The 24238-nt window shown below is 58.6% G+C and carries 22 protein-coding genes and 2 pseudogenes; 7 read left to right on the plus strand and 17 right to left on the minus strand.

Features of this window, described 5'->3' with window-relative positions; genetic code table 11:
- Positions 1-48: 48 nt before the first annotated feature.
- Both ACUTJJ_RS02095 and ACUTJJ_RS02100 read right to left on the minus strand, forming a co-directional pair.
- Positions 49-990: a DUF4238 domain-containing protein gene (locus ACUTJJ_RS02095; protein ID WP_445541134.1), complete on the minus strand. Its 942-nt coding sequence runs from the start codon at positions 988-990 to the stop codon at positions 49-51.
- 34 nt (positions 991-1024) lie between these two features.
- Entirely contained in the window at positions 1025-2155 is a 1131-nt protein-coding gene (locus ACUTJJ_RS02100; protein ID WP_445541135.1) for an RHE_PE00001 family protein, read from the minus strand.
- 197 nt (positions 2156-2352) lie between these two features.
- Between ACUTJJ_RS02100 and ACUTJJ_RS02105 the strand changes: the two are divergent.
- Positions 2353-3310: pseudogene (locus ACUTJJ_RS02105) on the plus strand (tyrosine-type recombinase/integrase).
- A 15-nt stretch (positions 3311-3325) separates the two neighbouring features.
- On the opposite strand, the gene ACUTJJ_RS02110 reads toward ACUTJJ_RS02105, so the two are convergent.
- Positions 3326-3739: a type II toxin-antitoxin system VapC family toxin gene (locus ACUTJJ_RS02110; RefSeq protein WP_445541136.1), complete on the minus strand. Its 414-nt coding sequence runs from the start codon at positions 3737-3739 to the stop codon at positions 3326-3328.
- Positions 3736-3984, minus strand: coding sequence for a type II toxin-antitoxin system VapB family antitoxin (locus ACUTJJ_RS02115; RefSeq protein WP_063947588.1), 249 nt, complete (start codon positions 3982-3984; stop codon positions 3736-3738). The genes ACUTJJ_RS02110 and ACUTJJ_RS02115 overlap by 4 nt, the downstream gene beginning before the upstream one ends.
- Positions 3985-4406: 422 nt before the next feature.
- On the opposite strand from ACUTJJ_RS02115, the pseudogene ACUTJJ_RS02120 reads away from it, so the two are divergent.
- A pseudogene (locus tag ACUTJJ_RS02120) lies at positions 4407-4537 on the plus strand (IS6 family transposase); the annotation flags it as partial.
- Positions 4538-4620: 83 nt separating this feature from the next.
- On the opposite strand, the gene ACUTJJ_RS02125 reads toward ACUTJJ_RS02120, so the two are convergent.
- Together ACUTJJ_RS02125 and ACUTJJ_RS02130 are read right to left on the minus strand one after the other, a co-directional pair.
- A complete protein-coding gene (locus ACUTJJ_RS02125) occupies positions 4621-6138 on the minus strand; it encodes a ShlB/FhaC/HecB family hemolysin secretion/activation protein (RefSeq protein WP_445541137.1) in 1518 nt (505 codons plus the stop codon).
- A 329-nt stretch (positions 6139-6467) separates the two neighbouring features.
- Positions 6468-7247, minus strand: a complete 780-nt coding sequence (locus tag ACUTJJ_RS02130; RefSeq protein WP_445541138.1) for an AraC family transcriptional regulator — start codon at positions 7245-7247, stop codon at positions 6468-6470.
- A 928-nt stretch (positions 7248-8175) separates the two neighbouring features.
- Between ACUTJJ_RS02130 and ACUTJJ_RS02135 the strand changes: the two genes are divergently transcribed.
- Genes ACUTJJ_RS02135 through ACUTJJ_RS02145 form a run of 3 tightly spaced genes read left to right on the plus strand, consistent with a single transcriptional unit; the run spans position 8176 to position 10999 of the window.
- Entirely contained in the window at positions 8176-9186 is a 1011-nt protein-coding gene (locus tag ACUTJJ_RS02135; RefSeq protein WP_210180304.1) for an ABC transporter substrate-binding protein, read from the plus strand.
- 53 nt (positions 9187-9239) lie between these two features.
- Positions 9240-10241: a FecCD family ABC transporter permease gene (locus ACUTJJ_RS02140; protein ID WP_063947593.1), complete on the plus strand. Its 1002-nt coding sequence runs from the start codon at positions 9240-9242 to the stop codon at positions 10239-10241.
- Positions 10238-10999 (plus strand): ABC transporter ATP-binding protein, encoded by a 762-nt coding sequence (locus tag ACUTJJ_RS02145; protein WP_445541139.1) that lies wholly within the window; start codon positions 10238-10240, stop codon positions 10997-10999. Before ACUTJJ_RS02140 ends, ACUTJJ_RS02145 begins: the two co-directional genes overlap by 4 nt.
- A gap of 204 nt (positions 11000-11203) precedes the next feature.
- Here ACUTJJ_RS02145 and ACUTJJ_RS02150 read toward each other — a convergent pair whose 3' ends face one another.
- From ACUTJJ_RS02150 to ACUTJJ_RS02195, 10 genes are all read right to left on the minus strand, one after another.
- Positions 11204-12541, minus strand: coding sequence for an MATE family efflux transporter (locus tag ACUTJJ_RS02150; protein ID WP_445541140.1), 1338 nt, complete (start codon positions 12539-12541; stop codon positions 11204-11206).
- Entirely contained in the window at positions 12542-13120 is a 579-nt protein-coding gene (locus ACUTJJ_RS02155; RefSeq protein WP_063947596.1) for a peroxidase-related enzyme, read from the minus strand.
- A 1-nt stretch (position 13121) separates the two neighbouring features.
- Positions 13122-13628, minus strand: a complete 507-nt coding sequence (locus ACUTJJ_RS02160) for a CMD domain-containing protein (protein WP_296067456.1) — start codon at positions 13626-13628, stop codon at positions 13122-13124.
- A 6-nt stretch (positions 13629-13634) separates the two neighbouring features.
- Positions 13635-14228: a 2-hydroxychromene-2-carboxylate isomerase gene (locus ACUTJJ_RS02165; protein ID WP_209090763.1), complete on the minus strand. Its 594-nt coding sequence runs from the start codon at positions 14226-14228 to the stop codon at positions 13635-13637.
- Positions 14229-14238: 10 nt separating this feature from the next.
- Entirely contained in the window at positions 14239-15720 is a 1482-nt protein-coding gene (locus ACUTJJ_RS02170; RefSeq protein ID WP_445541141.1) for an NAD(P)-binding domain-containing protein, read from the minus strand.
- Positions 15721-15773: 53 nt separating this feature from the next.
- On the minus strand, positions 15774-16844 hold the full coding sequence (locus ACUTJJ_RS02175; RefSeq protein ID WP_296067447.1) for an ABC transporter ATP-binding protein: 1071 nt from the start codon (positions 16842-16844) through the stop codon (positions 15774-15776).
- Positions 16845-16847: 3 nt separating this feature from the next.
- A complete protein-coding gene (locus ACUTJJ_RS02180) occupies positions 16848-17639 on the minus strand; it encodes an ABC transporter permease (RefSeq protein ID WP_063947601.1) in 792 nt (263 codons plus the stop codon).
- 9 nt (positions 17640-17648) lie between these two features.
- Complete coding sequence (locus ACUTJJ_RS02185; RefSeq protein ID WP_445541142.1) at positions 17649-18632, minus strand: ABC transporter permease; 984 nt, start codon at positions 18630-18632, stop codon at positions 17649-17651.
- A 79-nt stretch (positions 18633-18711) separates the two neighbouring features.
- Entirely contained in the window at positions 18712-19812 is a 1101-nt protein-coding gene (locus tag ACUTJJ_RS02190) for an extracellular solute-binding protein (RefSeq protein WP_063947602.1), read from the minus strand.
- A 50-nt stretch (positions 19813-19862) separates the two neighbouring features.
- Positions 19863-20843, minus strand: a complete 981-nt coding sequence (locus ACUTJJ_RS02195; RefSeq protein WP_445541143.1) for a LysR family transcriptional regulator — start codon at positions 20841-20843, stop codon at positions 19863-19865.
- 387 nt (positions 20844-21230) lie between these two features.
- Here ACUTJJ_RS02195 and ACUTJJ_RS02200 point away from each other — a divergent pair, with 387 nt between their 5' ends.
- On the plus strand, positions 21231-22313 hold the full coding sequence (locus ACUTJJ_RS02200; protein ID WP_445541144.1) for an NAD/NADP octopine/nopaline dehydrogenase family protein: 1083 nt from the start codon (positions 21231-21233) through the stop codon (positions 22311-22313).
- 101 nt (positions 22314-22414) lie between these two features.
- Here ACUTJJ_RS02200 and ACUTJJ_RS02205 read toward each other — a convergent pair whose 3' ends face one another.
- Positions 22415-23011, minus strand: coding sequence for a TetR/AcrR family transcriptional regulator (locus ACUTJJ_RS02205; RefSeq protein ID WP_445541145.1), 597 nt, complete (start codon positions 23009-23011; stop codon positions 22415-22417).
- Between the two features lie 210 nt (positions 23012-23221).
- On the opposite strand from ACUTJJ_RS02205, the gene ACUTJJ_RS02210 reads away from it, so the two are divergent.
- A complete protein-coding gene (locus ACUTJJ_RS02210; protein ID WP_445541146.1) occupies positions 23222-24211 on the plus strand; it encodes an XdhC family protein in 990 nt (329 codons plus the stop codon).
- The last annotated feature ends 27 nt before the right edge of the window (positions 24212-24238 follow it).

Consider the following 24238-nt stretch of genomic DNA (forward strand, 5'->3'; position numbering starts at 1 on the left):
CGCCAAGAAGTTTTCCCATCAAGGCGGTACCCCTTTGTTCACTGCACCCTAGAGCTTGCGGACAACATCAATGTTTGGGGTGGGTACTCCCAGGTTGATCTGATTCACAGGAGCCTTGTACTTCATAGCCAGCGCGCTGAGCCCCTGCTCGCTATCTCGAAAGAACAGCAGTCTTTCCTTGTGCTTAGCCTGATATTGATTTGCGAGCTTCGCTCGCTGGCGTTCTAGCTTGGACTTTTTCCAAGCTCCCTCCCGGCGCCAGTCAAGCCGGAGTATCACCCCCGGCCCAAGTGGGAATGGTATGACCGCAAAGGAGTTTCCCAACCCGAATCCATAGCCCGGGGGAGGCGGCGGGCCGCCACCCTTTACCCAGAAAACCGGGTTGTCACTGGTGACCAGCTGCTGTCTTTCGCTGATTTCATAGCTCCAGTTCATCTGAGCCATCAAATGCATCAAGGTCTCGGCCTGTTGAAAGGCGAGCAACCCAACCCGGCGATCGACATCCATAGTGAACATCTCATTGTCGAGAAGTATCTTCTGGATGGCTCTGTCCGCGGCCGATACGTCGCCCCGCTCCTCCTTCTCGCGAAACTCACGTTCCATTGAATGCCTGCCACCCCGTAGCGCCATCTGACCCATGGTCTGAGCAAACTGACGAAGCTGTGCGGGACTGCGCGCAAACATGGTGGCAAGAAACGCTGCGAAGTCGAGCTTTGCAACAGGATCGAGGGCCCTGAATGCTAGCAGATCAGGATAGATGGTCGCCGCCTGCGACTCGATCTTGGCCAGCGTATCTTCGATCAACTCGATCCGCTCCCCGTCCTCGCCGATCGGGGTGTAGATGTTGGTTTCGTATGCTGTTTTCTCGGGCGTCGTCTTGCGAACAGATCCGTTGACACAGTCATGCGTCCAAAGCTCGCCGTCGGGCTGCGTGAAATGCCGCAAATAGAACCTGGGCACCACATGCTGTCTTTTCGTCCGCTCGCTCATAATGTCCCCAAGATTATTGCGTCACAATATCCTGCTATAAAGTACCCCAAGCGCGAAACCTCCCCCTCCCCGTCATCTCCCTCAACCCCAGCTTCAAAACAATCCGCCGCGCCGCCTGCGGCGTGACCTCGAGCGTTTTCGCCACCATTCCGGCCGACACCAGCGGCTTTGCCATCACCAACTCGACCAGCTCCGGCAGTTTTGAAGACGTCCGCCGCCCTTCCAGCTTCCGATCCATCATGTTTCGCGCCAGTACCAGCCGGTCATGTTCCTTCATGCCAATCTCGGCGGTCGCCAGCAAACCGTGGGCGATGGCAAGCAGCCGCGTCTCGCGATCACGATGCCGGCGCCGATCGACCGGAATGGTTTTTAGGCCAAGGTTGAAGGCCGCGAGATGGGCACCTGACGTGATGCCCGCCTGGCGCAGGATCGAAGCGGCCAGCAACCGGCCGAGCCAAGGCGCGTGCTGAAGGACGGAGAGTTCGTTCCAGGCATCGAGGGCAACGATGGCATGCAGCACCGCCGGCAATTTTTCGGCCTGGCGTAACACGTCGCGCCATTCGTCGAGCCGCGCGTCTTCGTCCCAATCAAGATCATAGACGAGAGGGTCTCGTTCGCCGGTATCAGTGCGGCTAGGCCGCGTTGCGTTTTCGATCGCGGCCTCCGATCGGGCAAGTACCGCATCGATGGCAGCATAGTCGACGCCGGGAAGATCTTTGCCACCGTCACCTTTCTCTCCATCCCCTTCCGCGTGGATCGCGGCCGCTGGCCAAATAACTTCGGCCGTCGTCGCCACGTCCCCGCCGCCAGACCCGATCTCCGAGGTTGTACGCAACGAGCGGATACCGTCCGCAGAGAGCGCCCAATCCAGGGATTGGCCAGCGATCCGCCGACGCGTGCGCAGCACATCGCGGGCGATTGTCAGTTCATGGGTGGGGGTGCGGATATCGCGGGTGGCGTCGTGGAGGACGAGGTCTTCGAGATGAACGAGTTCGCCATCGATCCAAAGGGATGCGCAGGCGTCGGCGAAATTTAGCCGCTCAAGGAAGCCGGCGCCGACCGGCGAGCGCGCAATCCGCTCATCGAGACGCGTCAAGGCGACACCGGCGTCGAAAGCCGGCCGCATCAGGGCTGTCATGCTGATTTTCGCGAGATCATAAGTCATTGAAATTATGGTAAACTATTTGCTAAAGTAACTTTATATAAATATTGCAGTTCCTCACATGGTATGACTGCGGGGTGATATTATAACCATCGATAAGTATCCCTTATCGACGGTTGCTGATCTGAAGCCGCAAATCAGACAGGATCGCAGCAAAGTAGGGCCAGAACGGCCGCAAAACCAGTCAACTTGGAGCCTCCGTGGCCGCACCTTCAAAATCACAGACATCCGTCGAGCGGCGTGCCGAAGAGCTCTACACGATTGCGTCCGTGCTTCCACTCGAACGTCGGGACGAACTGGCCGAACTTTTGACCAACTAGGACATCGAAACGCTACACCACCTGGTCAACGCCGGTATCGGGCCAACACGCTTCGGGCACTGACGTCCGATCTGGCCTATCTCGAAGCCGTGGCCGGCGACCGAAGCGCTGCTCCTAAAATTCGTGGCGCATCATCTCTGGGATCCGGAGAAGCGAGCGATCGACCCCTGCCCTCAAATCCGCCATTCGTCTGGCCGTGCGCGCCGTTCCGCGAGCCCGAGCGCGCAGGAGCGCAAAAGCAGTTACAGCCGATGTTCTGACGAAGCTGCTGGCGACCTGCGCCTCCGACAGCTTGCGCGACCTACGCGAAGGCAATCCTGATGGTCACCTCTGCCTCTGGCGGCCGCCGGCGCAGCGAAATCCTCGGGCTTCGCGTGGAGCAATTGACTATCGAGCCGCCGATCGAGATGCCAGGCGGTCCTCCCCTCCCCTCTCTTGCAATTCATCTTGGGCGGACGAAAACCGCGACTGGCGAGCAGGACAACACCGTCTATCTGGCCGGGCGGCCTGTGGAGGCGCTGAAAGTCTGGATGATGGTCGCAAAAATCGGCAAGGGAAGCGAGTTTCGTGGGATCGGGAAATGGGGCACCGTTTCGAGACGGGCGCTCGATCCGCAGTCTGTCAATGCCATCATCAAGCAGCGGGCGGAAATGGCTGGATTGGAAGCGGGAGAGTTTTCGGCGCATGGACTACGGTCTGGCTATCTCACGGAAGCGGTAAACCGAGGCACTCCCCTCCCTAAGCGCTGGAGCAATCACGGCATCGGTCGGTTCAGCACGCGTATTGCTATTACAACAGCGCCACCCGCAGAAGCGGGCGAGCGGCACGATTGTTGTAGGAGCGGGTCTCACTGTCAGAATTGCCAGGGCGAGATCAATTCGAGCCCCGTTGTCTCGAAATCTTTAAGGTTTCGGGTTGCCAACCGGCCACCATTGATCCGCGCTATCGCCGCGATCATGCCGTCCGGAACCGACATCCCCCTCCCCTGCCGCGCAGCGTCTCCCATGATATCGCCATAGGCCAATGCAGCTTCTTCAGTAAAGGCAAACATCTTGTCAGAGAAACGGCGGCGCCAACTCAAAAGTCCCTCGTCCAAGCGATCGGCGCGCTGATCCGGCCTGATCTTTTGGATACCAAAAGCGATTTCAGCAACTGCAATCGTCGGCAATGCCAATTCGGCATCGTGACGAACCAGCCATGCTATGACCGCTGAATCGGGAGCTTTCTTCAAAGTCTCCGACATCACATTCGTGTTGAGAAAAATCAAAGCTCGACGCCTTTGTGAGGACGTCTGTTCTCATCGATGATGCTATCGAGATCGATATCCGTACCCGACTGCGATGAAAGACGGCTGTAAAATTTCGCAGCGGGTTCACGCCCTGCCTCACGAGCCTCATAGGTTTCGAGGGCGCGCTCAACGATATCGGCGATCGTGCGATTTTCTCGGCGGGCGAGCTTATGAGCAAGGTCGCGAGCTTTGGAACTGCGGACAGATAGTTGCGGGGTTACCATGGAATACTCCTTTTCAAGACCCACTATACCCTCAAACCTTCTCGCCATCATGATAGCACATGCCATCTTGATGGCTATCTAGTGTTTCACCCTTGGTGTCGTATGTTTTGCCATACTGCATGGTACCTTCCGCGTGCCGACCGTCACATCTCTTCTTCACAACGCCCTACTCTAAGTAATTCCCGACGTAGACGGCGACCATAACGGTTCATATCCACATTAGGTTGTTACTCCATCGACCGCCGCGTTTCGAACCTCATGACCTTGAACTTGGGTTATAGACCTACTTGCAACGGGTCATCTTCTCATGGACTCCTTTTGCACAAAGGACCCGAAAGGCGCGCGAGAAGACCATGGCAAAGCGGCAAGTCGCCAATCCATCACCAGTCCCAAAACGTCCTATGGCTGTGCGATGCTAGGCCATGGCACACCGTGATCCGCTCTATCGCCGCCATCGCTTTCCCGCTGAAATCATACCCACGCGGTGTGGCTCTATTTCCGCTTCCCCCTCAGCCTGCGGATGGTCGAGGATTTGCTAGCTACCCGTGGAGTCGGCGAAGACGGGCCCCGAAAGCGCCGTGCCTGCCATCAGCGCCATCAGCACGCATGCATAACGTTTCCTCATGCTCGTTCCTCCTAAAAGCTTACACGTCCGGACAACCAGAACTGATGGCGGCCCGTGCCGCCGTCCACGTTGGCACCGTTCGCACTGCGACCCGGATTGTCACCGAGACCCATGCCCCAGCCGGCAGTCAGCGAAAGGTTCTCGCGCTGCCAGCCGAGGGTGAGCCCCGTGGCAAAGAGTGCGTATTCGTTCTCCTTCGTGGCTGTGGAGAGTGCGGTGCTGCGCGGACGCGCATTGATCTTCGCATAGCCGCCATCAAGGAAACCGCCCAGTCGAAACTGTCCCCACTCCTCCGGGACGGCCAGGTCGTGACGCAGTTCCAGCGTTCCGATCGCACCCGTGTCGGCGGAAGCCTCGCCAATGGGCCAACCGCGTACGGCGTAGGGACCGCCGAGGGCGATTTCCTCTGAGGAGTCTAGGTTCGTCGAAGGCCACTGGCCGCTCACGCGCGCAATCAAGGGCCAGCGGTCCGCCAGGCGCTGCTGGCGTTCGATACGGGCGTTCAGACGAGAGAACCCGCCTTCCGTACGGAGGCCGGCGGCGGCGGCCGAGCTTGCCACGCGAGAGAGATCAAGGGCACCGTAGGTGACGTCCAGCCCCCAGTTCGTTGTCCCGACGAAATCCCTTTGGACTCCGCTCAGAGACAGCGTGCCGGTGAGAAGACGTTTGTCATCAATATCCCCGGCCGCAGAACCGTTCCGGAGGGCCTTTCCCGTCACGACCCCACCAAACGTCACTTCCGTGGCCCGGTCACGAAGGATAGGATGGGTAAGCCCGAAAGCCAGCTGATGCCCGTCCCCCTCAAGACCCGCCGCGCGCCCGGTATCGGTCACGTCGCGATAGGTCAGATAGCTGTAAGCCCCATTCAGGAAAGTGCCTGCGCTGCCGAGGGGAGCACTGCCTGAAAACCGGCCGTAGGCCATCCCCTGGGAGGCGACGCTTTGGAAGCGGAATTGCTCGCCATAACCCCAAGGGTCGCTAAGACTTACAAGCGCATTGCCTTCGGCTCTTCCGGTGCTTGCCGAACCGAAACTGTCTGTCCAGATATGTCCGGAAAACAGGGGGCCTTCTTCGATGCCGATCAAAACTTTCGAGGTGCCCGGGCTGTCCCCTGCTTCCACGCTTGCGCGGACCTTCAAGCCCGGCAGACTGTTCATCTGCAGCAACGCTGCCTCTAGTTGCTGCTCCGTCATTGAAGAACGATCTTGCAGGTAACGATGCTCGACCCCTCGCAGGATCTCGTCCCTCACCCGGACAGATCCCACCCGGACCAGTCCGACGTCCTCGACACGGGCTTCCATCAAGGCGATTTCGACCACGCCTTCGGTGACGTCCTGTGGCGGTAGAAACGCCCGCGCAAACATGCGCCCTTTCGATTGTGCAAGCCTCGTCACCTGCGAGGTGAGGTCGCGCAGACCGGCAAGATCGAAGACCTTTCCGGCGGCGGCATCGACAAGCCGCGTTCGCTCGTCCGGAGAAAGCAGACTTGTCTTGCCTGAGAAGATCAGGTGGCTGACTTTTACGGTCATGCCTCCCGACGCGACCGTGCCGGCCTCGGATCGATTGTCTTTCGCCTTTAGGGGCAATGCCTTCGGCAGCGTTTGCACAGACTGGACCTCACGGTCGCGCAAGAGTGCACCGGCATCTTGGGCAAGCGCGGGAGCACAAAGTTGGGCGGCGAGTGCTAGTCCGGGAAGTACGGCGCGTGACACGAGACAGGCCTTTCAAAGATCGACGTTGCCCATCCGCTGACACGGACCGAATGCATACAGCAATGCATCCGGCCGGCATTCATAGTTCTTGTTTGAGATTCATAGTTTGCGGCACGATGCGGACAGCGGTCCAAGCGCTCGGGGCGTCACCTTCCGATCTGACCGATCCAGTGGCTCCAGGCCGTTTGCGGTTCTCCGACACGTGGCCCTTGTGAAAGAGCGAGAGCCAGCCCCCTTGCCTCCCTCGGCGTCATCCCGAACAGACGGCGAAAAGCACGACTGAAGTTTTCCGGATTCGGAAAGCCGTGCTTGTCGGCGATCGTCGCGATAGGTACATGGCGGGTCTCAAGCGCCCGCAAGGCAGCATGCGCTCTGCGGAGTCGTCGCTCTTGCACATAATGGACAAAGCCTCCCGTCGACTCGAACATCCTATAAAGGCTACGACGAGATAATCCAAAAGTGGCGGCGACAACCTGTGCGTCCAGATCAGAGTCAAGAAGATTGGCTTCGACATACCGGCGCACACTGGCGAAAAGCGCAAAATTGAGCGATGCCGTCTTTTCCTCATCGACTTGGCCGCTTACCGCGACCGCAACCAGATCGAGCAAGGGGCGAAGAACGGCTTCTGCGGTCTCCACAGGCATGTCTACCAGATTCTGGAAATAGCTCGCCATCGTGTCGCGCAACAGCGCCACGATCGGCAACCCAGCCGGCACTACGCGTTCATGGCATTCGTCAGGTGCCTTTAGCAAGGGAGCCAGCATGCGGCGTGCAACGATGAGACTGAGATGGGAATGATCCGTGACGCTTGTGGCAATCGGCTGAGCCATGTCAAGAACGTAAAGATCGCCAGGACGGGCGGCATGCCGGCCCTGGCGATCTTCACTCGTCCCGTTGGTGTAAAACTGCAGGATATAGCCATCCATGCCGTCGCGTGCAATTTTTCGGCGAGATCGATCAAAGAGCTGTGCCCGGCTTCTCATGAAGCCAACGGCGACCTCGCCGACGAGGTAAGCATCTACGGATGCGAAATAACCTTCTTCGACCGATTGCGCGGGCGCGAGTCGAAAATCACGGAAATCTGATCGTGCCACAAGCTGAGCGCAATGGGTGCCGGAAAAAGTCGGGAGTCAAAATGAGATGAAAGCAAAGACATAAGGCTATTATCCGTCGTCGAATGATTAAAAATTTTTTGGGGTGGAAAAAGTGGAGTATTCGGCTGTTTGCAGGTTTGATTTAAGCTGCTTTGGTTTGACGGTTCAAGCGGCGCTGTTTGATAGTGTCGGGCTTAATCCTTTCGCGTCCGAACAGGATGCCGTGGCCGCGTCCGAAATGGATGTCGGCCGGGGTGGGATTGTCGAGGCTCACTTGGAGACCGCAAGCGATCTGTGCTTCTAGGTCATCCTGAACGACATAATCTTGCGACAGTGCGATTCTGCAGCATCTGATGCCAGCGCTTGATCCTGCGTTTGCGCATGGCCGCGAGTCCGGTGAACTCGGACGATCCAGTGTTTCTCCAACCATTCGCCGAGATCGAGGGCGAAAGAACAGTTGGTTTCCACGCAGAAAACGAGTCCTGAGCCTAGGTCCGTGCTGGCGGCGGCATTGACGGTGAATTCAGCGCAACCAGCAAACCGCCCGCCGCTTCTGCTTGCGATGCGCCCGCCATGGACAACGAGAAAGTCGGTTCACCGCCGAATGATCGTTATCGCTCGCGCGGCTATCGCCAAGAATATTTGGCTTTTCTGAAACGAAAAAGATGAGGATTATAATCTTGTTTTTATCATTGCCGACGATTACAGAATGCCGAAACTTGGTCGAGGCCGCGGAAGGATGAGCGAGACGATGAACAGGATGCTTACACGTGCTGGTATTTGCGCAATTTTTGGCATGCTGGCTGCGCCTACTTTAGCTGCGTCTACAACCTATCCACTGACGATTGAAAATTGCGGCGCGAAGGTTACGTTCGAAAAGGCCCCGGAGCGCGCCGTCGGGCTCGGGCAGAACAGCGCGGAGATCATGCTGCTTCTCGGTCTCGAGGACAAAATGGTCGGCACAGCTTTTTGGCCGAACAAGGTTCTTCCGCAACTTGCTGAAGCCAATGCGAAGGTCAAGGTTCTGACCGTCGAGTTCCCAACGTTCGAGGCCATTCTGTCACAAAATCCGGATTTCGTGGCGGCCGCGCTGCCGAGCCTGCTCGGCCCCTCGAGCAAGGTCGCCAAGCGGGAAGATTTCGACAAGATCGGCGTGCCGAGCTACATTTCGCCAAGCACCTGCGTTGCGGATGGCGCCGCCAAGGACAAATTCGGTTACGGCGACAGGTCGAAACTCTGGACCATGGACGGCCTGTATCAGGAAATCAACGAACTCGCACAGATATTCAACGTGGCCGACCGCGGGAACGCGCTGATCGCCGACCTGAAGAAGCGCGAGGCTGCGCTGCGTGCCGATGCACCAAAGGACGGGAAGAAGCTGTCCTACGTCTTCTGGTTCTCCAGCCCCTCTCCGTCCGCCGATGCTTATCTTGGCGGCAAGAACAGTGCATCCGGCTTTATCGCCGATGTGCTCGGTGGAACGAACGCCATTACGTCCGAGGCCGAGTCGCCTGCTCTTGGATGGGAGAGCATCATCGCCAGCAATCCGGACGTCATAGTTGTCGCACAGGTTGATCGCAACCGATGGGACCTTGATAAGTCCGAGGCCAAGATCAAATTCCTGAAGAGCGATCCGGGCACGAGCCAGATGCAGGCGGTGAAGAACAATGCGATCGTCGTCATGGATGGTCAGGCCATGAACCCGACGGTGCGCACGATCTATGGCGCCGAGCAGATCGCTCAGCAACTTAAGACGCTTGGTCTGAAGTGACAACGCCCACCGGCCTCACATCGTCAGGCAACCACGCGAAACGGCTCCCCGCCATGGTGGGGATCGCTCTTGGTTCGCTTGCTGCCATCGCGCTTGCGGTCGGCATCAGCGTGGGAATTGGCGACATGCCAATCCCCCTGTCGACGACATATTCGGCCATCACCAACAAGCTGGGCTGGACGACGGTCGAGCTCAACCGGATTCATGAGACCGTGATCTGGGAGTATCGGCTGAGCCGGGCTTTGGTCGCGGTCTTCTGCGGCGCGGGGTTGGCGCTGTGTGGCGCCATCATGCAGGCGCTGTTGCGCAACCCGCTGGCCGAGCCATACGTGCTTGGCATTTCCGCCGGCGCATCGACCGGCGCCGTCGCAGTCGTCATCCTCGGCATTGGCGCCGGTGCCTTCTCGCTTTCAGCCGGGGCTTTCGCTGGCGCTTTTGCGGCATTTGTGTTTGTCGCGCTGCTGTCGAACGGCGCGCGCGGCGGAGCAGACCGAACGATCCTCGCGGGTGTCGCCACGTCGCAACTTTTCAACGCGGCAACCTCCTATATTGTGACCACCTCTGGAAATGCCCAGCAGGCACGCGACGTCATGTTCTGGCTTCTGGGCAGTTTCGGCGGTGTCCGCTGGCCGGAATTTGCCCTTGTTTCGGTCGTGGTCGGCTTGGGTCTGGTTGTGTGCATCTTTTACTCCCGCGTTCTTGATGCCTTCGCCTTTGGTGATGAGGCCGCTTCGTCCCTTGGTATCGATGTTGGGCGCACCCGGGTCATTCTTTTTGCGCTGACCGCGATCATGACGGCCACGATCGTCAGCATGGTTGGCACGATCGGCTTTGTCGGTCTTGTCGTTCCGCATGCTGCCCGCTTCGTTGTAGGCCCCCTTCACGCAAGGCTCCTGCCGGCCTGTGCGGTTACAGGCGCAGTTTTCATGGTTCTGGCGGACATTGCTTCGCGCACCCTGGTCCCGCAGCAGGTTCTGCCTATCGGTGTGGTCACAGCCCTGGTGGGCGTCCCCTTCTTCTCGGTCATTCTCTACAAGCTGCAGCGAGCATCATGAGCATCAAGGCCAACAATCTGGTCTGGAAGGTCGGTTCCAAGACGATCGTCGACGACGTGTCGCTCATTGCCAGGCCTAGCGAAATGCTAGGACTGCTCGGGCCAAACGGCTCGGGCAAGACATCCCTGCTTCGCCTCCTTGCCGGGCTCAATCGCCCTTTCTCGGGACAGATCACACTTGACGGACAGGATCTCGGCAGGATCCGGAGAAAATCGATCGCGCAACGTGTGGCGTTCATAGAGCAGCACGCCACCACCAACGCCAATCTCAAGGTCGTGGATGTCGTCAAGCTTGGCCGCTTCCCGCATCGATCAATGTTTTCCGGCTGGACCAGCGACGACGAGGCGGCAGTCAACCGTGCGCTCGATCGCACGGAACTGACCGGCAAACGGAACGACACCTGGCAGAGCCTGTCCGGCGGCGAGAAACAGCGCACCCACCTTGCCCGAGCGCTTGCCCAGGCGCCGACAGAACTCATCCTTGATGAACCCACCAACCATCTCGACGTTCATCACCAGATCAGCCTTCTGCGCCTCGTCTCCGAGCTCGCCGTCACCAGCATCATTGCGCTGCACGACCTGAACCATGCGGCAATGTTTTGCGACCGGTTGCTCGTCATGCAGGCTGGAAAAGTCGTCGCTGCGGGCACCCCCGAAGATGTGCTGACCCGCGAGATGCTTCGAGACGTCTTCTCCGTAGACGCCCACGTCTCTCCCTCCCCCTACCATGGAAAGCCACACATTCATTTTGTACGGTGATCGTCGCCTTCGATGTGACGGGAAGGTTCCATCGTAGGAATCGTAACACTCTATCACGATGACGAGACAGGATTGCTTTATGATCCCGGGCCGTCGCGCCTGCGCAGATCACCCTGAGCAATATCCTCAGATGTCGTGGGCGATACCTCTATTGTGATCATTGGCTAAAGGCTGATTGCCAATTGAAAGCCTTCCGCCACATCTTTACCGGAACGTCGCCGCCGCTAGCTTCGGAAGCATGAAACGAAAGGCGATGCTTCGAGCGCCCTGGAACAACAGCAGGGAAATCCATAGGCCATCGTTGCCATAAAGCGGCTGAAGGACCGCCCAGGCGGCGAAATAGATGATCAGGGATGCCACCATGAGGTTGCGCATCTGGCGGGACCATGTGGAACCGATATAGACGCCGTCCATCTGAAAGGCGATGATGCCGACGACAGGCAGAACCACAACGTAGATCAGATAGCTGTCGGCCAGCCTCGCGACGGAATCGGTAGGCGCAGTCAGCGTGATGACCCAATCCCCGCCAGCCAGGAATGCCAAGGAAACAAGCGCTGCGAAAATGACACCCCAAAGTGTCGTCAGTTTGATCGTGCGATCGAAGGCGGGTCGATAACGTGCGCCGACGGCGCGGCCGGCAAGTTGTTCTGCCGCTGTAGCGACACCATCGAGGAAGGCGACGCCGAAGAAATAGAACCGCAACAGAATAGTGTTGGCAGCAAGGACGTCGATCCCGAGAAAGCCGCTCTGGCGTGTAAAAAAAGACAGGCCGATCAGCAACGCGAAAGAGCGGATCATCATATCGCCATTGACCGCGAAAGATCGTCTGATCGCCGGTATGTCCGGGAGCCGCCAGGCCGAGCGATCGGTCTTGGCGAGGATCAAAACTGCGCCGGCCACAGCGGTCACGGCTTCTGCAACCAGTGTAGCGATCGCGACACCTTCCACTCCCCAACCGAGCCCTATGACCCAGTGCATGCTGAGGGCGGCATTCAGGCCATTCAGCAGTGTCTGGAGGATCATGCTCCACATGGCCTCACCGCGGCCAATGAGCCAACCGAAGGCGACAAAATTGAAAAGAACGAAGGGGGCCGACCAGATCCGCCAGTGGAAGTAGGTCGTGGCGGCTTCGGCGACAATCCCATCTGCGCCCATAACGCTCATGCCGAGCACGCCGATCGGACCCTGGAGCAGCAGCAGCAAGAGACCGGCTACCAGTGCGATGATAAGGCCACTCAGCAACATGCGCTGTTCAGCCACCCGGTCGCCGGCGCCCATTGCCTGTGCCGTAAAGCCGGTTGTGGCACCACGCAGGAAATTGAAGGTCACGAAGATGACGTCGAAGATCACGGAGGCCAGGGCCACCCCCCCCACCAGCGCCTCATTTCGCATATGCGCGATGACACCCGTCGCCACCAGACCGACTAGCGGTGTCGACAGATAGGCGATCATCATCGGTATCGCGATCTTGAGGACATCGCGATGCGCGACGCTGAACGGGCGGACGGCTGCCTCGGTCCCCGTAATTGCCGTTGCCTTCACTTATTCTTTCCGATGTGGTTCACCCAGCGTATGCATCAGCCGGTTCGCCCAGCCGAAGATGGCGATGGAATGGATAAGGTCGAGAATTTCAAGATCATCCAGGCCCATTTCCCGCAAGTGATAAAATTGATAGACCCCTACATTGTCTGGATGTGCGGTCAGATCGACACCGAAATTGAACAGCGCCTGCTCGAAATCAGGAAGGTCCGCATCCAGCCCGTTCTCGTATATCTCGTCAACGACCTCTGGCCGTTTCTCAAGCTGAATATAACGGTTGGCGTGAACCGCGGCGCAGTAGATGCAGTGATTGACGAAGGACGCCGCCAGCGCGCCGATCTCGCGCCCACCGCGTGATAATCCGCCTTCACTATACATGATATCGTTGAAGAGCGGGGTGCGCTCGTTTAGCGCCTCCGCCTCATTGGCGAGCACCAGAACATAGGCGGATACCTTCGTATTGGAAGGGGTCACTTTCAGGGCCGACAATTGCTCGGGCGTCGCCGTCGCGAGATCGACAGGCTTGACGTAGGGATGCCAGTCAAGCGCATCGAGGGTGAATTCATGGACAGGCTGTGACATATCAATTGTCCCTCATCATCTTGAGGCCGGCGACGACCAGCACCTGATAATTCACATAGGCAATAAGGCCGGCGAGCGTGACAATATCGCGGTCGTCGAGACCGACGGCGTAGAGTTTCTCTATATTTTCCCGGGTCGCATTCTTCGGCGTAAGGGTCACGAGATCAACGTGGTTCAGGATCGCTTGCAAACGGGAATCCGCTTGCTGAAGGACCGATGACGGATCGGCGACTGATGCGTGGTCGGAGCCTCCCTCCTCCTCGGCAAGCCGCTCAATGTAGTGCGCATGGAGTTCTTTCGCCTTCCATAAAGCGGACATACGCGCGGCAAGTGCCGCCCGCAAGGCGTAGGAAAAGTTGCGCGGCTCTGCCGGCCGCAAAGCTGCAAGATAGCTGGTCTGCGTCAGGTGTTTGAGCTTCGAACGTCGCTCGCGGAGTTTCACCAGATCGGAGCTTTCATCAAGGCCGAGGACGCGATCGATCACGTCTTCTGAAGGTGCTGCTGTCATTGTTTTTCAATCCTCGGAAAGAGCGTCATCCAGAAAGGTCAGGCGGTCCTGCCCCCAATAGAGCGTGTCACGATAAACCCAGGTGGGGGTCCCAAAGACCCCACGAGACTGTGCTTCGGCGTGGCTGTCATGCCAGGCAGCCATGATTTCCGGCATGTCTTCGAGCGCTTGAAGTGAGCGGCCGTCAAGACCAAGACTGTTTGCAACCTCGATACGAACGTCCGGATCAGTGACGTCCTTTTCTTCCGCCCATAGGGCGCGCAGAAGCGCGTGACTGAGTTCCAGTGCAGGCAGGCCCTGTCTGTCAGCCGCAATCACCATACGCGCGGAAAACTCGTTGTTAGTCGGATAATATCTGGGCTTCAGCACCAGCGGCATACCCAGACGCTTGCGCCAGCGGTCCAGTTCGACGGCGTGGTAGTCCTGCCGCGGCTGCGGTCTGGAACGAAGTGGAACGCCACCGTTTTCGGTGACGATGCGGGTGGGGCGGGTGACGACATCAAGATCGTACTTTTCGATCAGCGCCTTGAACTGCGGCCAGCCCAGATAGGCCCAGGGCGAACTGAGCGCGTGGTAATAATAAACGGTTCTTTTGCTCATCGCCTTAACCTCAGGCTGTTTTCTGCATGGTGGGGTCGGCATCCGCATCGGTCCATTCGGACCCATCAAGTTCGGGCTTTTCGTAAGCCTTCAGCGCTTCCCAGTGATGATCGATGTCGGCAATGAACAGCGAAGCGGCGATACCCCGCGCGAGCCAGAGCGCACCTTCGCTGATGGCCGGAATATCGCCGCTGACTTTGCCCAGACTGACCGATGAACCGTAATTGAAACAATGGATGTGCCGCAACCAAGGGGCGGCACCCGGCTCTTTCTCGGTGAAGGAGAAGTCGTCTTGCAGCCAGGGAAACCTGCCAAGACCCGGGTTTTCCTCACCTGCTGGCGGTGTATAGCGGTCCTCCCAGCAGGCGATCTGCCCGTTGAACATGTCGAGTTCGGGACGACTGACGGGGTCGATTGAGAATCCCGTTCCCAAAATCACGAAGTCGGTCCGGAAGACGCGGCCGTTGATTGTCGTGATGACGACCTCGCCGCCCTCTTCCTTCATCGATTGGATACCGCAGTCGAAATGGAAATAGGCGTTGGGATGCCGGCTTACCCTCAGCGTTGAATTGTGGGGCGCGGGGGTCTGCTGCTTGACGGAATAATCCATGAGACGCCAGCGCCACTCAGGGTCAATTTTCGCGAAGCCGGCGGTGACCCCGTACGATCCGATGCCCATCAACTTGTTGATGGTCGGCATTGTCTTGCGTCTGGCAAGGAGACGCACCTCACCGGCCCCCTGCTCGAGCGCTTCGGCGGCATTGTCCACCGCGGACGCCCCTACGCCGATGACAACGACGCGTTTCCCTTTCAGACGCTGAAAATCAATCATGTCGGCGGAATGCGCCCAGCTGACGTGGCGCTGCATGCCCTTCACAAAATCCGGGATCGTCGGTTCTCCAAGGCCATCGCGCCCCGTTGCCATCACCAGTTTCCGGGTGACGATCGGGTCAGCCTTTCCACCCTCGATCTCCAGTTCCAGAAGCCCATCGGGCCGTGGGACGACGCGGGTGACGTGGATATTGTTTTCAACCGGGATTTCCATCACCTGCCGGTACCAGCTCAGATATTCCATCCACATCGGTCGCGGAATGCGGAAGAGTTCTTCCCAGGCCTCTTCGCCAAAGCGGGCCGTGTACCACGCCCGGAAGGTGAGCGACGCCATACCGAGCGCTGGCCCGAGCAAGTTCTTGGGCGAGCGCAGGGTTTCCATGCGTGCATATGTCACCCAGGGCCCCTCCTCGCCTTTTGCGGCCCGGTCCACGATCCGGATATTGGCAATCCCCGCCCGTGTCAGGGCATGCCAGGCAACGAGGCCGCACATGCCGCCGCCGATGATCACGACGTCACTGGCGCGCTGGCCCTCTGAGGTAGAGACAGGTTTCGACCAGTTTGCTGCGGGATAGTTGAGGTAGGACAGATCCTGTCTCACCCGCGCGTTGAGCGCAGCTAGTCTCTGCTGCCCGGTCTGGTCTTGCTGTTCGAAAGTCATCAGGTGGTCTCCTGAAATATAGTGTTGCCCATCGGCACCGACGGGCATGAGGATTAATCGGCCAGCACCACGGCATCGCGATCGCGCCAACCCACCCAGACCGTCTCGTCTTCGAGATGCGAGAGCGCCACCGGATCGAGCTGGGCCGACAGGAGGGCGCCGTTATCCAGACGAACAGTCAACGTCGTGTGCGCGCCCTTGAACACACGCCGCTCGATCTGGCCCTTGAGGGCAAGACGATCACTGGGCTGCTCGGGCAGACAGAACAGAGCTTCCGGACGCAGCGCAATCGTGACGTGGCTACCAATGGCGTGGTGGTGGCCGTTAAGATCGGCCCGGATCAGACTGCCCTGCCATTCAATTGTTGCAACACCGCCCTCGGCAGACACCAATCGGCCTTCGAGAAAATTGCTCTGCCCGATGAAGTCGGCGACGAAGCGGCTACGGGGGCGTGCATAGAGATCATCAGGCGCTCCCATCTGCTCGATCCGCCCCTTGTTCATCACCACCACGACGTCGGACATGGTCAGCGCCTCCTCCTGGTCATGGGTGACGAAGATGAAGGTTTTGCCGGTTGTCTGCTGGATCGACTTCAACTCGATCTGCATCTCATGACGCAGCTTGGCGTCGAGTGCCGATAGCGGCTCGTCGAGCAACAAGACATTCGGGTCCGGTGCCAGCGCTCGCATAAGGGCCACGCGCTGGCGCTGACCGCCCGACAGTTGCTCAGGCATACGCCCGGCAAAATCCTGCAGCTTGACGAGACCGAGGAGTTCCATGACACGCCGGTGGATGGACGCCGAATCCAGCCCCTTCAATTCAAGTCCGAAAGCAATATTGCGCTGGACTGACAGGTGCGGAAACAGCGCATAGTCCTGAAAGACGATATTGACGTTGCGCCTATTGGGCGGCAGATGCGAGATCGGCTGTCCGTCGAGGTAGATCTCGCCGGAGGACGGCGTTTCGAACCCGCCCAGCATTCTCAGTGTCGTGGATTTGCCGCAACCGGAGGGGCCAAGCAGGGTAACGAACTGGCCCGGCGCGACCGCCAGGTCCAGATCGTCGACAGCAAGGGAAGCGCCGTAAGACTTGTTGACGTTTTTAAAATGAACAACCGGCTGCATAACTCAGCTCCTCGAACGGCGGGTGAAGTGCTCGGCATAAAGGCCGATGGCGGCGGTGACGATGAGGACGATGGTCGCCATCGCATTGATCTCTGGCGACATGCCGCCCTGGACCTTGGCGAAAATGAGCATCGGTAGCGTCGGCTTGTATCCGCCCAGGAAGAAGGTGCGCACGAAATCGTCGATACTGGTCAGAACGCAGAAGATCATGCCGCCAATCAGGGCCGGCAGGATGTAGGGGACCGTGACGCGCATGAAGGCGATAAACGCGTCTGCACCGAGATCTCGTGCAGCATCAACGAGATTGGCAGGCATGGAACGCAGGCGCGTCAGCACCATGATTACCACAAACGGTACCGCGTGGACGGTATGGGAGAGGATAATCGCGAAGGTGCCCGTGGGGATATCAACCATCCGGATGAATATCCGCATCGAGATGGCGTTGATCAGGCCGGGAACGACGGCAGGCAGGCAGGCGAGCGCAAAGAGAATGGCCTTGCCGCGGATGCCTTCGGTTGAAATCAGCAGGGCAATCCACACACCGATGACAGTCGCTCCGATCGTGGTGGCAAACGCTATTCCGACCGAATAAAGCGAGGCTTCGATGAACTGCTTGTCCTGAAGTACCTTGCCATACCAGTCCAGGGTCCAGTTGCTGATCGGGAAGGCGATGAAGTTTGCGTCCTTAAAGCTCATGGCCATCATCAGGGCCAGCGGCAAAAGCAGGTAGATAACGAAAATGGCGTAACAGGCGCCAAGGGCCGTCTTCGGAAGGTCGTTTAAGGGGGACCGCATCGTCATCTCCTACATCAGCCGGACAGAGCGACCGCCAACGAAGCGCATGAAGAGACCTACCGTTGTCAGCGACACGGCGAGCATCAGCATGGCGAAGGCAGCGCCTTCAGGCCATTTGTCGTTGGAAGAGTGGAAAAGCGTCGCGATTACCTCCGGGAAGATGACGGCGTTCGGCCCGCCGAGCAGAAGCGGAGCGGCGAAGACGCCGACGGCCGTGAGGTAGACCAGGCTGCATCCGGATACGATACCGTCCTTCGACAGCGGCAGGATAACGCGCCGGAAACGTTGGAAAGGGCTTGCACCGAGATCAGCAGCGGCGTGCACGAGCTGCACCGGGATCTTTTCTATGGCTGAGTAGAGTGGGAGCAGCATGTAGAGCGCGAGGAGGTAGATGACGCCAAAGCTCAGCGAGAAGGACGTGTAGAGCATCGGGATGGGCCGATCGATGAGGCCAATCTCGCGCAACAGAACGTTGACGGCTCCGCGATTGGCCAGCAGCATGATGACGGAGAAGGTACGGATCAGTTCTCCGGCCCAGAACGGGATGAGCAGGAGCAGCAGCGCGCGCGTACGCTGTTTCGGCTGGAGCACCTTTGCCACGTAATAGGCAACCGGATAAACGATCACCAGGGTCGAAACGGTAACGACGGCCGCAAATACGAGGCTGCGTATGAAGGGCAGCATATAAATCGAATCCGAGAAGAACAGGACATAGTTGGCGAGCGTATAGCGCGTGGCCTCGTTCGGTTGGGGCGGATAGTTGTCCGTGAAGCTGATATTGGCCATTTGCAGGATCGGCCCGACATGCAGGACGAGAAGCCATATCACGGGTATCCCGGCAAGGAGTGCGAGTCGCGCGGGGCGACTGTCTGCCAGCCGACCTATGGTGGTTCGGTAGAGGGTTGATCCTGTCACCTTGCCAATCCATCCGGAATAATGCGCCGGGGCTGGCGCGCCTTCCTCTCGCAATTCAGTCATTGTCGTGTTCACCATGATCGTTCCCAGCTCTGGACAAGCTTTTTATTGGGGGTTGCGAACCCGGCGTTGGTCGGGTTCGCATCGCATCGATAATTCAGGCAGCCTTGATTTCGGCGGCTGCCTTGTCGATCATCGCGTTCTTCATGGCACGGTTGACCGAGCTGAAGAACTTGATGCGCTCCATCTGGTCCTGTGGAAGCGCCATGGCGGCCCGTTCGCGATCGTTGAGCAGCTTGTCGACGCCATCAAAGGCCGAGGCGAAGCCCGACTGCCGAACCATGGCAGCCCCGATTTCCGGCGAGGCGAGAATGGCGTCCAGGAAAGCATAGGCAGCGTCCGCATTCGGACCGTTCTTCACCACGTTGAAGGAATAGAGGAACCCGTAGGTGCCCTCCTTCGGAACGGACAGCTCGATGGGGTGACCGTCCATGATCAGCTTGGCTGTCGGTCCGGACCAGGCTTGCGCCACGTAGATGTCCTCGTTCAGGAACATCTGCTGAACCTCGGAGCCCGCATCATAGTATTTGCGGACCTTGTCCTTTTGGCTGATCAGGAAGTCACGCGCCTTGTTGGTGGCTTCCTGGGCGATGGCTTCCTTGCCCTCGTAGGTGACGTAATCGCCGTCATTGCCTTGATAGAGCATGGTCAGCGAAAGGAAGTCCGAGATGATGTAAGATGTCAGCCCCTTGTATTCGTCGTCGAACATCATGCCCCAGCTGTCGGAAGGCTTGGTGTATTCCGTGTTACGAGCCAGACCTTCAAAGCCCGCCAGAAGCGGAACGCCGTAGGTGGAGCCGTTGATGGTGAGCTGCGGTGCGCCCTTGTAGGCGGCCGCCAACTTGTCCCAATTCTTCAGTCTGCTGGTATCAAGCGGCGAAAGGAGGTTGGAACCGATGAACTGGGAGAGCCGGTGGCCGGTTACCGTCACGATATCGGTCGACGGCGTGGCGCCTTCGGCCGTCAGAATGTTATATTGCTTGCCCTGATCGTCCGTCAGACGGATGCGGATCTCGATTCCCGTATCCTTCTGAAACTGGTCGATGAAAGACTGCGGAACGAACTTGTCATAGGTCGTGATATTGACGACCTTTCCCTGCGCGTGGGCGGAGCGCATCAGGCTGGGGGCCGCCAGGATACCGGAGCCGGCAGCGAGCAGTTTGAGGGTAGAACGGCGGGTCGCTTTAAACTCTTTCATGGCACTCTCCTTTGTTTTTTTGATCGGGTCGACGGGGCAGAAAATTCTGATCAGGGAGCGTCCCCTTCGACGCTTTCCCCATAGGTGACGTCAGCCACACGCCCCGAGGCGCGCGGATCGTGGGCGATGAAATCCGGCATGCGGGCTGAGGCGACGCGGATGATAAGCTGTATCAACTCCTGGGCGGTTGCCGACAGCGGGCGCGCTGTCGCCGAGAAAATTCCCCAGAGAAACGGAATGTCGACGTCGAGCGGTCGCACAGTCACGCCCGCGGTCAAGGGACCGTAAGCGGTAGCCGGTTCAACAATCGCAATTCCCATGCCGGTCGACGCGACCTGCACCGCACTCATCGCCGCGCTCGTGGCGATGATCCGCCCCGCACGGACATTTGCATCCTGCAGGGCCTTGTCCACGCGGCGGCGCAGGCGGAATGGGTTTGCGAGCGTGATGACCGTCTGGTCAGCGAGGTCCGTGATGGAAACGACATCCTTGGCGGCAAGCGGATCGTTAACGGACAGAACTGCGGCACATCGCCCCTGGAAGTAGCCATGTGCCTCCAGGCCCGGTTGTTCGGCCGGAAGCGACGTCACGCAGAAATCAGCGGTACGGCCGAGCACCGCCTGGACCGCAGCCTCGGCTGGCATGCTTCGTAGAAAAACAGTGTGAGGCAGAAGTGCTTCGGGCAACTCCGCAAGAGCGAGCGGTACCATTCCCGTGGCAAAAGCAGGCGTGGCGGCGATCTCGACCGGCTCAGGCTCCTTGAGACTGATCCGCTGGGCCCGGTTGCGCAAATGCTCGATGCCGCTGATGAAGCGCTCGGCTTCGGCGTGGAAGGCCACTCCCTTGTCACTCGGCATGATACGCGGGCCATTGCGATCGAACAGCGCAAATCCAAGCGACGTTTCGAGATCTTGGATGAGGCGCGTAACCTGAGATTGGGAACGATCAAGGAGGCGCGCAGCACCGGTAATGCTGCCTGCGGACATTACCGCCAGAAACGCCTCCAGTTCGCGTATCTCCATGGCTATCATGCATCCTTTGCATTATGACAAATTTAATGTGCATTAAACGCATGATATCTGCTAGTGACAAAAGAGAATTTTTCGTATGAGCCGGAGAAGATAAAAAAAACGGCTGCTGACGCCGCGCTGTGCAGAAAATTTGGCTACATGCCTTAGCTTTTGCCAATGTAGCAGACGCTTTTGCTCGACGCAGTGATATGTGCTGAGGGGTTAGGCAAGGTTATGCTAATTAACCAGGCAAAGCACGCGTGAATATGGCTGTAGCAGGCAGGACAAGATGATGCATTTGCGTAACAGTCGGTCCACAAAGTTCAAAACCGGGGTTTTGATGGGCGTGCAAATCAGTGACCAGAGGGCGGGTCCATCCCAACTCCTACAACCGAAAGGATAGATGACATGCGGATAGCCATTCTTGGTGCGGGATCGATTGCTTATGGCATGGCGGCATTTCTCGCCGCCGCGGGGCATCGCCCGTTCCTATGGTCACCCTCCGGTCGCAGTGCCAATCCATTGGCGCAAGGTGAAAAGCTCAACGCCAAGGGAGCTTTTGATTTCGTCGGCCCCGTGGAGGTTGCGGCAAGCTGTGAGGGCGCCATTGCCGATGCGGATGTGGTTATCATTGCCATGCCAGCCAACGGTCATCGCGCGGCTATCGATGCAGCGCTGCCGCACCTGCGGTCGAACCTGCCCGTCATCATCAGTTCCCATAGCTCCTTTGGAGCGCTTTATCTGTCGAAGCGGCTCGCCGAGCGCCGGCTCCATCTGCCGATCATCGCCTGGGGAACGACGCTCCTGACGGCGCGCCGTCAGCCGGATGAACGCAGCGTCGTCGTGAACACCGTTCGCCAGAAGGTGGACTTTGCCACCTTGCCCAAGTCGGCAGCAGCACAGGGCCAAAGGCTGTGCACTGAACTCTTCGGCGATCGTTTCGTCGAACGTGACGGTTTGCTCGCCATCGCGCTCTCAAACCTCAATCCTCAAAACCATCTCGGGATCGCACTCCTCAATCTGACACGCATGGAAAAGGCAGAGAGCTGGGGACAGGGTGAACATGTGACCCCGGCGGTCGGGCAGTTGATCGAAGCGCTCGACGCCGAGCGATTGTCAATCGCCGAGAGCTTTGGCCTCGGGGTGAAGACAGTCCGAGAGCACTTTTCTCTCTCCTTCCATGTACCCCTTGCCTCTGTGTCGGAAATGAACCAACAGATGCATCGCGAGGGACGAGGCGGGATGGGACCTTCCTCCATCGACAGCCGCTATATCTACGAGGACGTACCCTTCGGTCTTTTGCCGACTGTTCTTCTTGGCCGCATCGTCAACCGTCCTGCCATCCTTCATGAAGCCGGTATTCGCATCTTCACCGCGTCGGTCGCGCGCAATCTGGAAGCCGACAATGATCTGCTGCCGGAGCTTTCGCTTGATCATCTCGCTCCTAGGGAGCTGCGGGACCTTTGCGAAAGCGGATTTTCGCCGGCATAACTAGCGCGCTTTCCTTCAAGGCTCGCGAATGCCTTCGAGGACGTGGACCGTTGGCACGTCCTCTGCATTTTGATCATCATCCGTTCCGGCTTGGGCGAAAGCTAACGCCGCAGCCCGTCCATCACCAACCGCACAATCCTGTGCGCGCGGTCACGCCAATCCGGACCTTCGGGAATGGAATAAATGCCGAAGAGCGCGTTGAGGACATCTGCACCCTCAATGTCTCCCTTGACCGCACCAGCCTCGACGGCATTGTTCAGTAGCTCTTCGAACGCCGTATGCAAAAGCTTCGACCCCTCCGCAAAGAGGGCGGAATTGGATGTAAACAGAAGCTTCAGGCTGTTCGCCATGCCCCTTTTCGCGGCCATGTAGCTAACGAACCGGTTCATCCATTCTTCAATGGCTTTCGCGGGCTCTTCTTCCCGCAACAGATCGCGCGCAGCCGTCGCCAGAATTTCCAGTTCGCGGCGATAGACGCCTTCGACCAAATGTTCGCGGGTCGGAAAATGCCGGTACAGCGTGCCGATGCCGACGCCAGAACGCCTGGCAATATCTTCCAGCGAAGCGGCCGCGCCCTGCTCTGAAAACGCCAGCGCAGCAACTTCTATCAGCTTTTCCCGGTTTCGCCGTGCGTCTGCGCGCAAGGGGGGCGGTTGAGATGGAGGCATCTGCTCCTTGGGCACGGAAGGCCACTCCATGAAAAATCGCTTGACGAACGATCGCAAGCCACTAAGTTAAACGGAGGCGCCTCCGCTTATGGGTGCGCCGTTCGCTTCTTTAAATCAGATTGGAGGCGGATGTCATGCCGAAATCAAACGGTGGCAGTGGTGAACATCTCACAACTCGAGCGTTCCCGAGGAACTTAACAGCCCGTCACTCATTCTGATGTCACAATGCGGGAGGCACTTATGACAGGATCGGCCGATAGCATCCGACATAACGTCAATGCCGCGGATTGGTTGCATCGCAGCGTCGAAGCCCCGATCTTGGCGACGCCGCGAAAAGCTTTTTCCACCGACAGGGCTTATGACGTCCTGAATTTTGCCATCGACTACTTCAAGGCGGGGCTTGGCGTGGCACTATGCACCCTGGTGGAAATACGCGGGGGCTCCTCGCGTCCGCTTGGCGCGCAGATGGCGGTTGCGCAGGACGGCAGCTATTGTGGATATGTTTCGGGCGGATGCACGGAGGCGGCCATCGCCGCTGAAGCCTTGCAGGCCATGCGAAGTGGCCATGATCGTTTCGTCATGCTGGGCGAGGGCTCGCCATTCTTCGATATCGTCCTTCCCTGCGGCGGCGGTATCACCGTCGCTATTCATCTTGTCAAAGACGTCGAGCCGCTCTGTTTCATCAACATGCTCGTCGATAAGCGCCGATGCGCGTCCTTGTGCTATCGGCCGGGGCTCGAACAACTTTCGCTCGGATTGGAGGGAACGCAGATCGGGTGGAACGGCGAGACCTTCGTCACCTGCTACCGTCCAAAGGTTCGTATGGTCCTTTCGGGACGCTCTCTTGAGGTCGAGACAGCCGCCAGTATCGCAAAAGCCGCAGGATACGAGGTCCTCCTTGTTGAAGAGGGCACTGAAACCGACGATGCTCCGAACTTTATCGATGCCGACACGGCTGTCGCACTCCTCCAGCACGACCTCGATCGGGAAATGCCTGTGCTGGAGGCAGCGTTGCGCGCATCACCCTTCTACATCGGCGCTCTCGGCAGCTCCCGAACGCATGAGAAACGGGTCGAGCGATTGCGCGACCGTGGTCATGCGGATGAGGCAATCGCGCGGATCAAAGCGCCGATCGGCGTATTCGGTAGGGCAAGAGACGCGCAGTCGCTGGCACTGTCGGTCATCGCCGACATCGCCGCGGCGAGACAGTCATACGTGACGCAAAGCTAGAACTGCCGCCGGATCGACAAATCCGAC

Source organism: Agrobacterium sp. DKPNP3 (assembly GCF_052686535.1).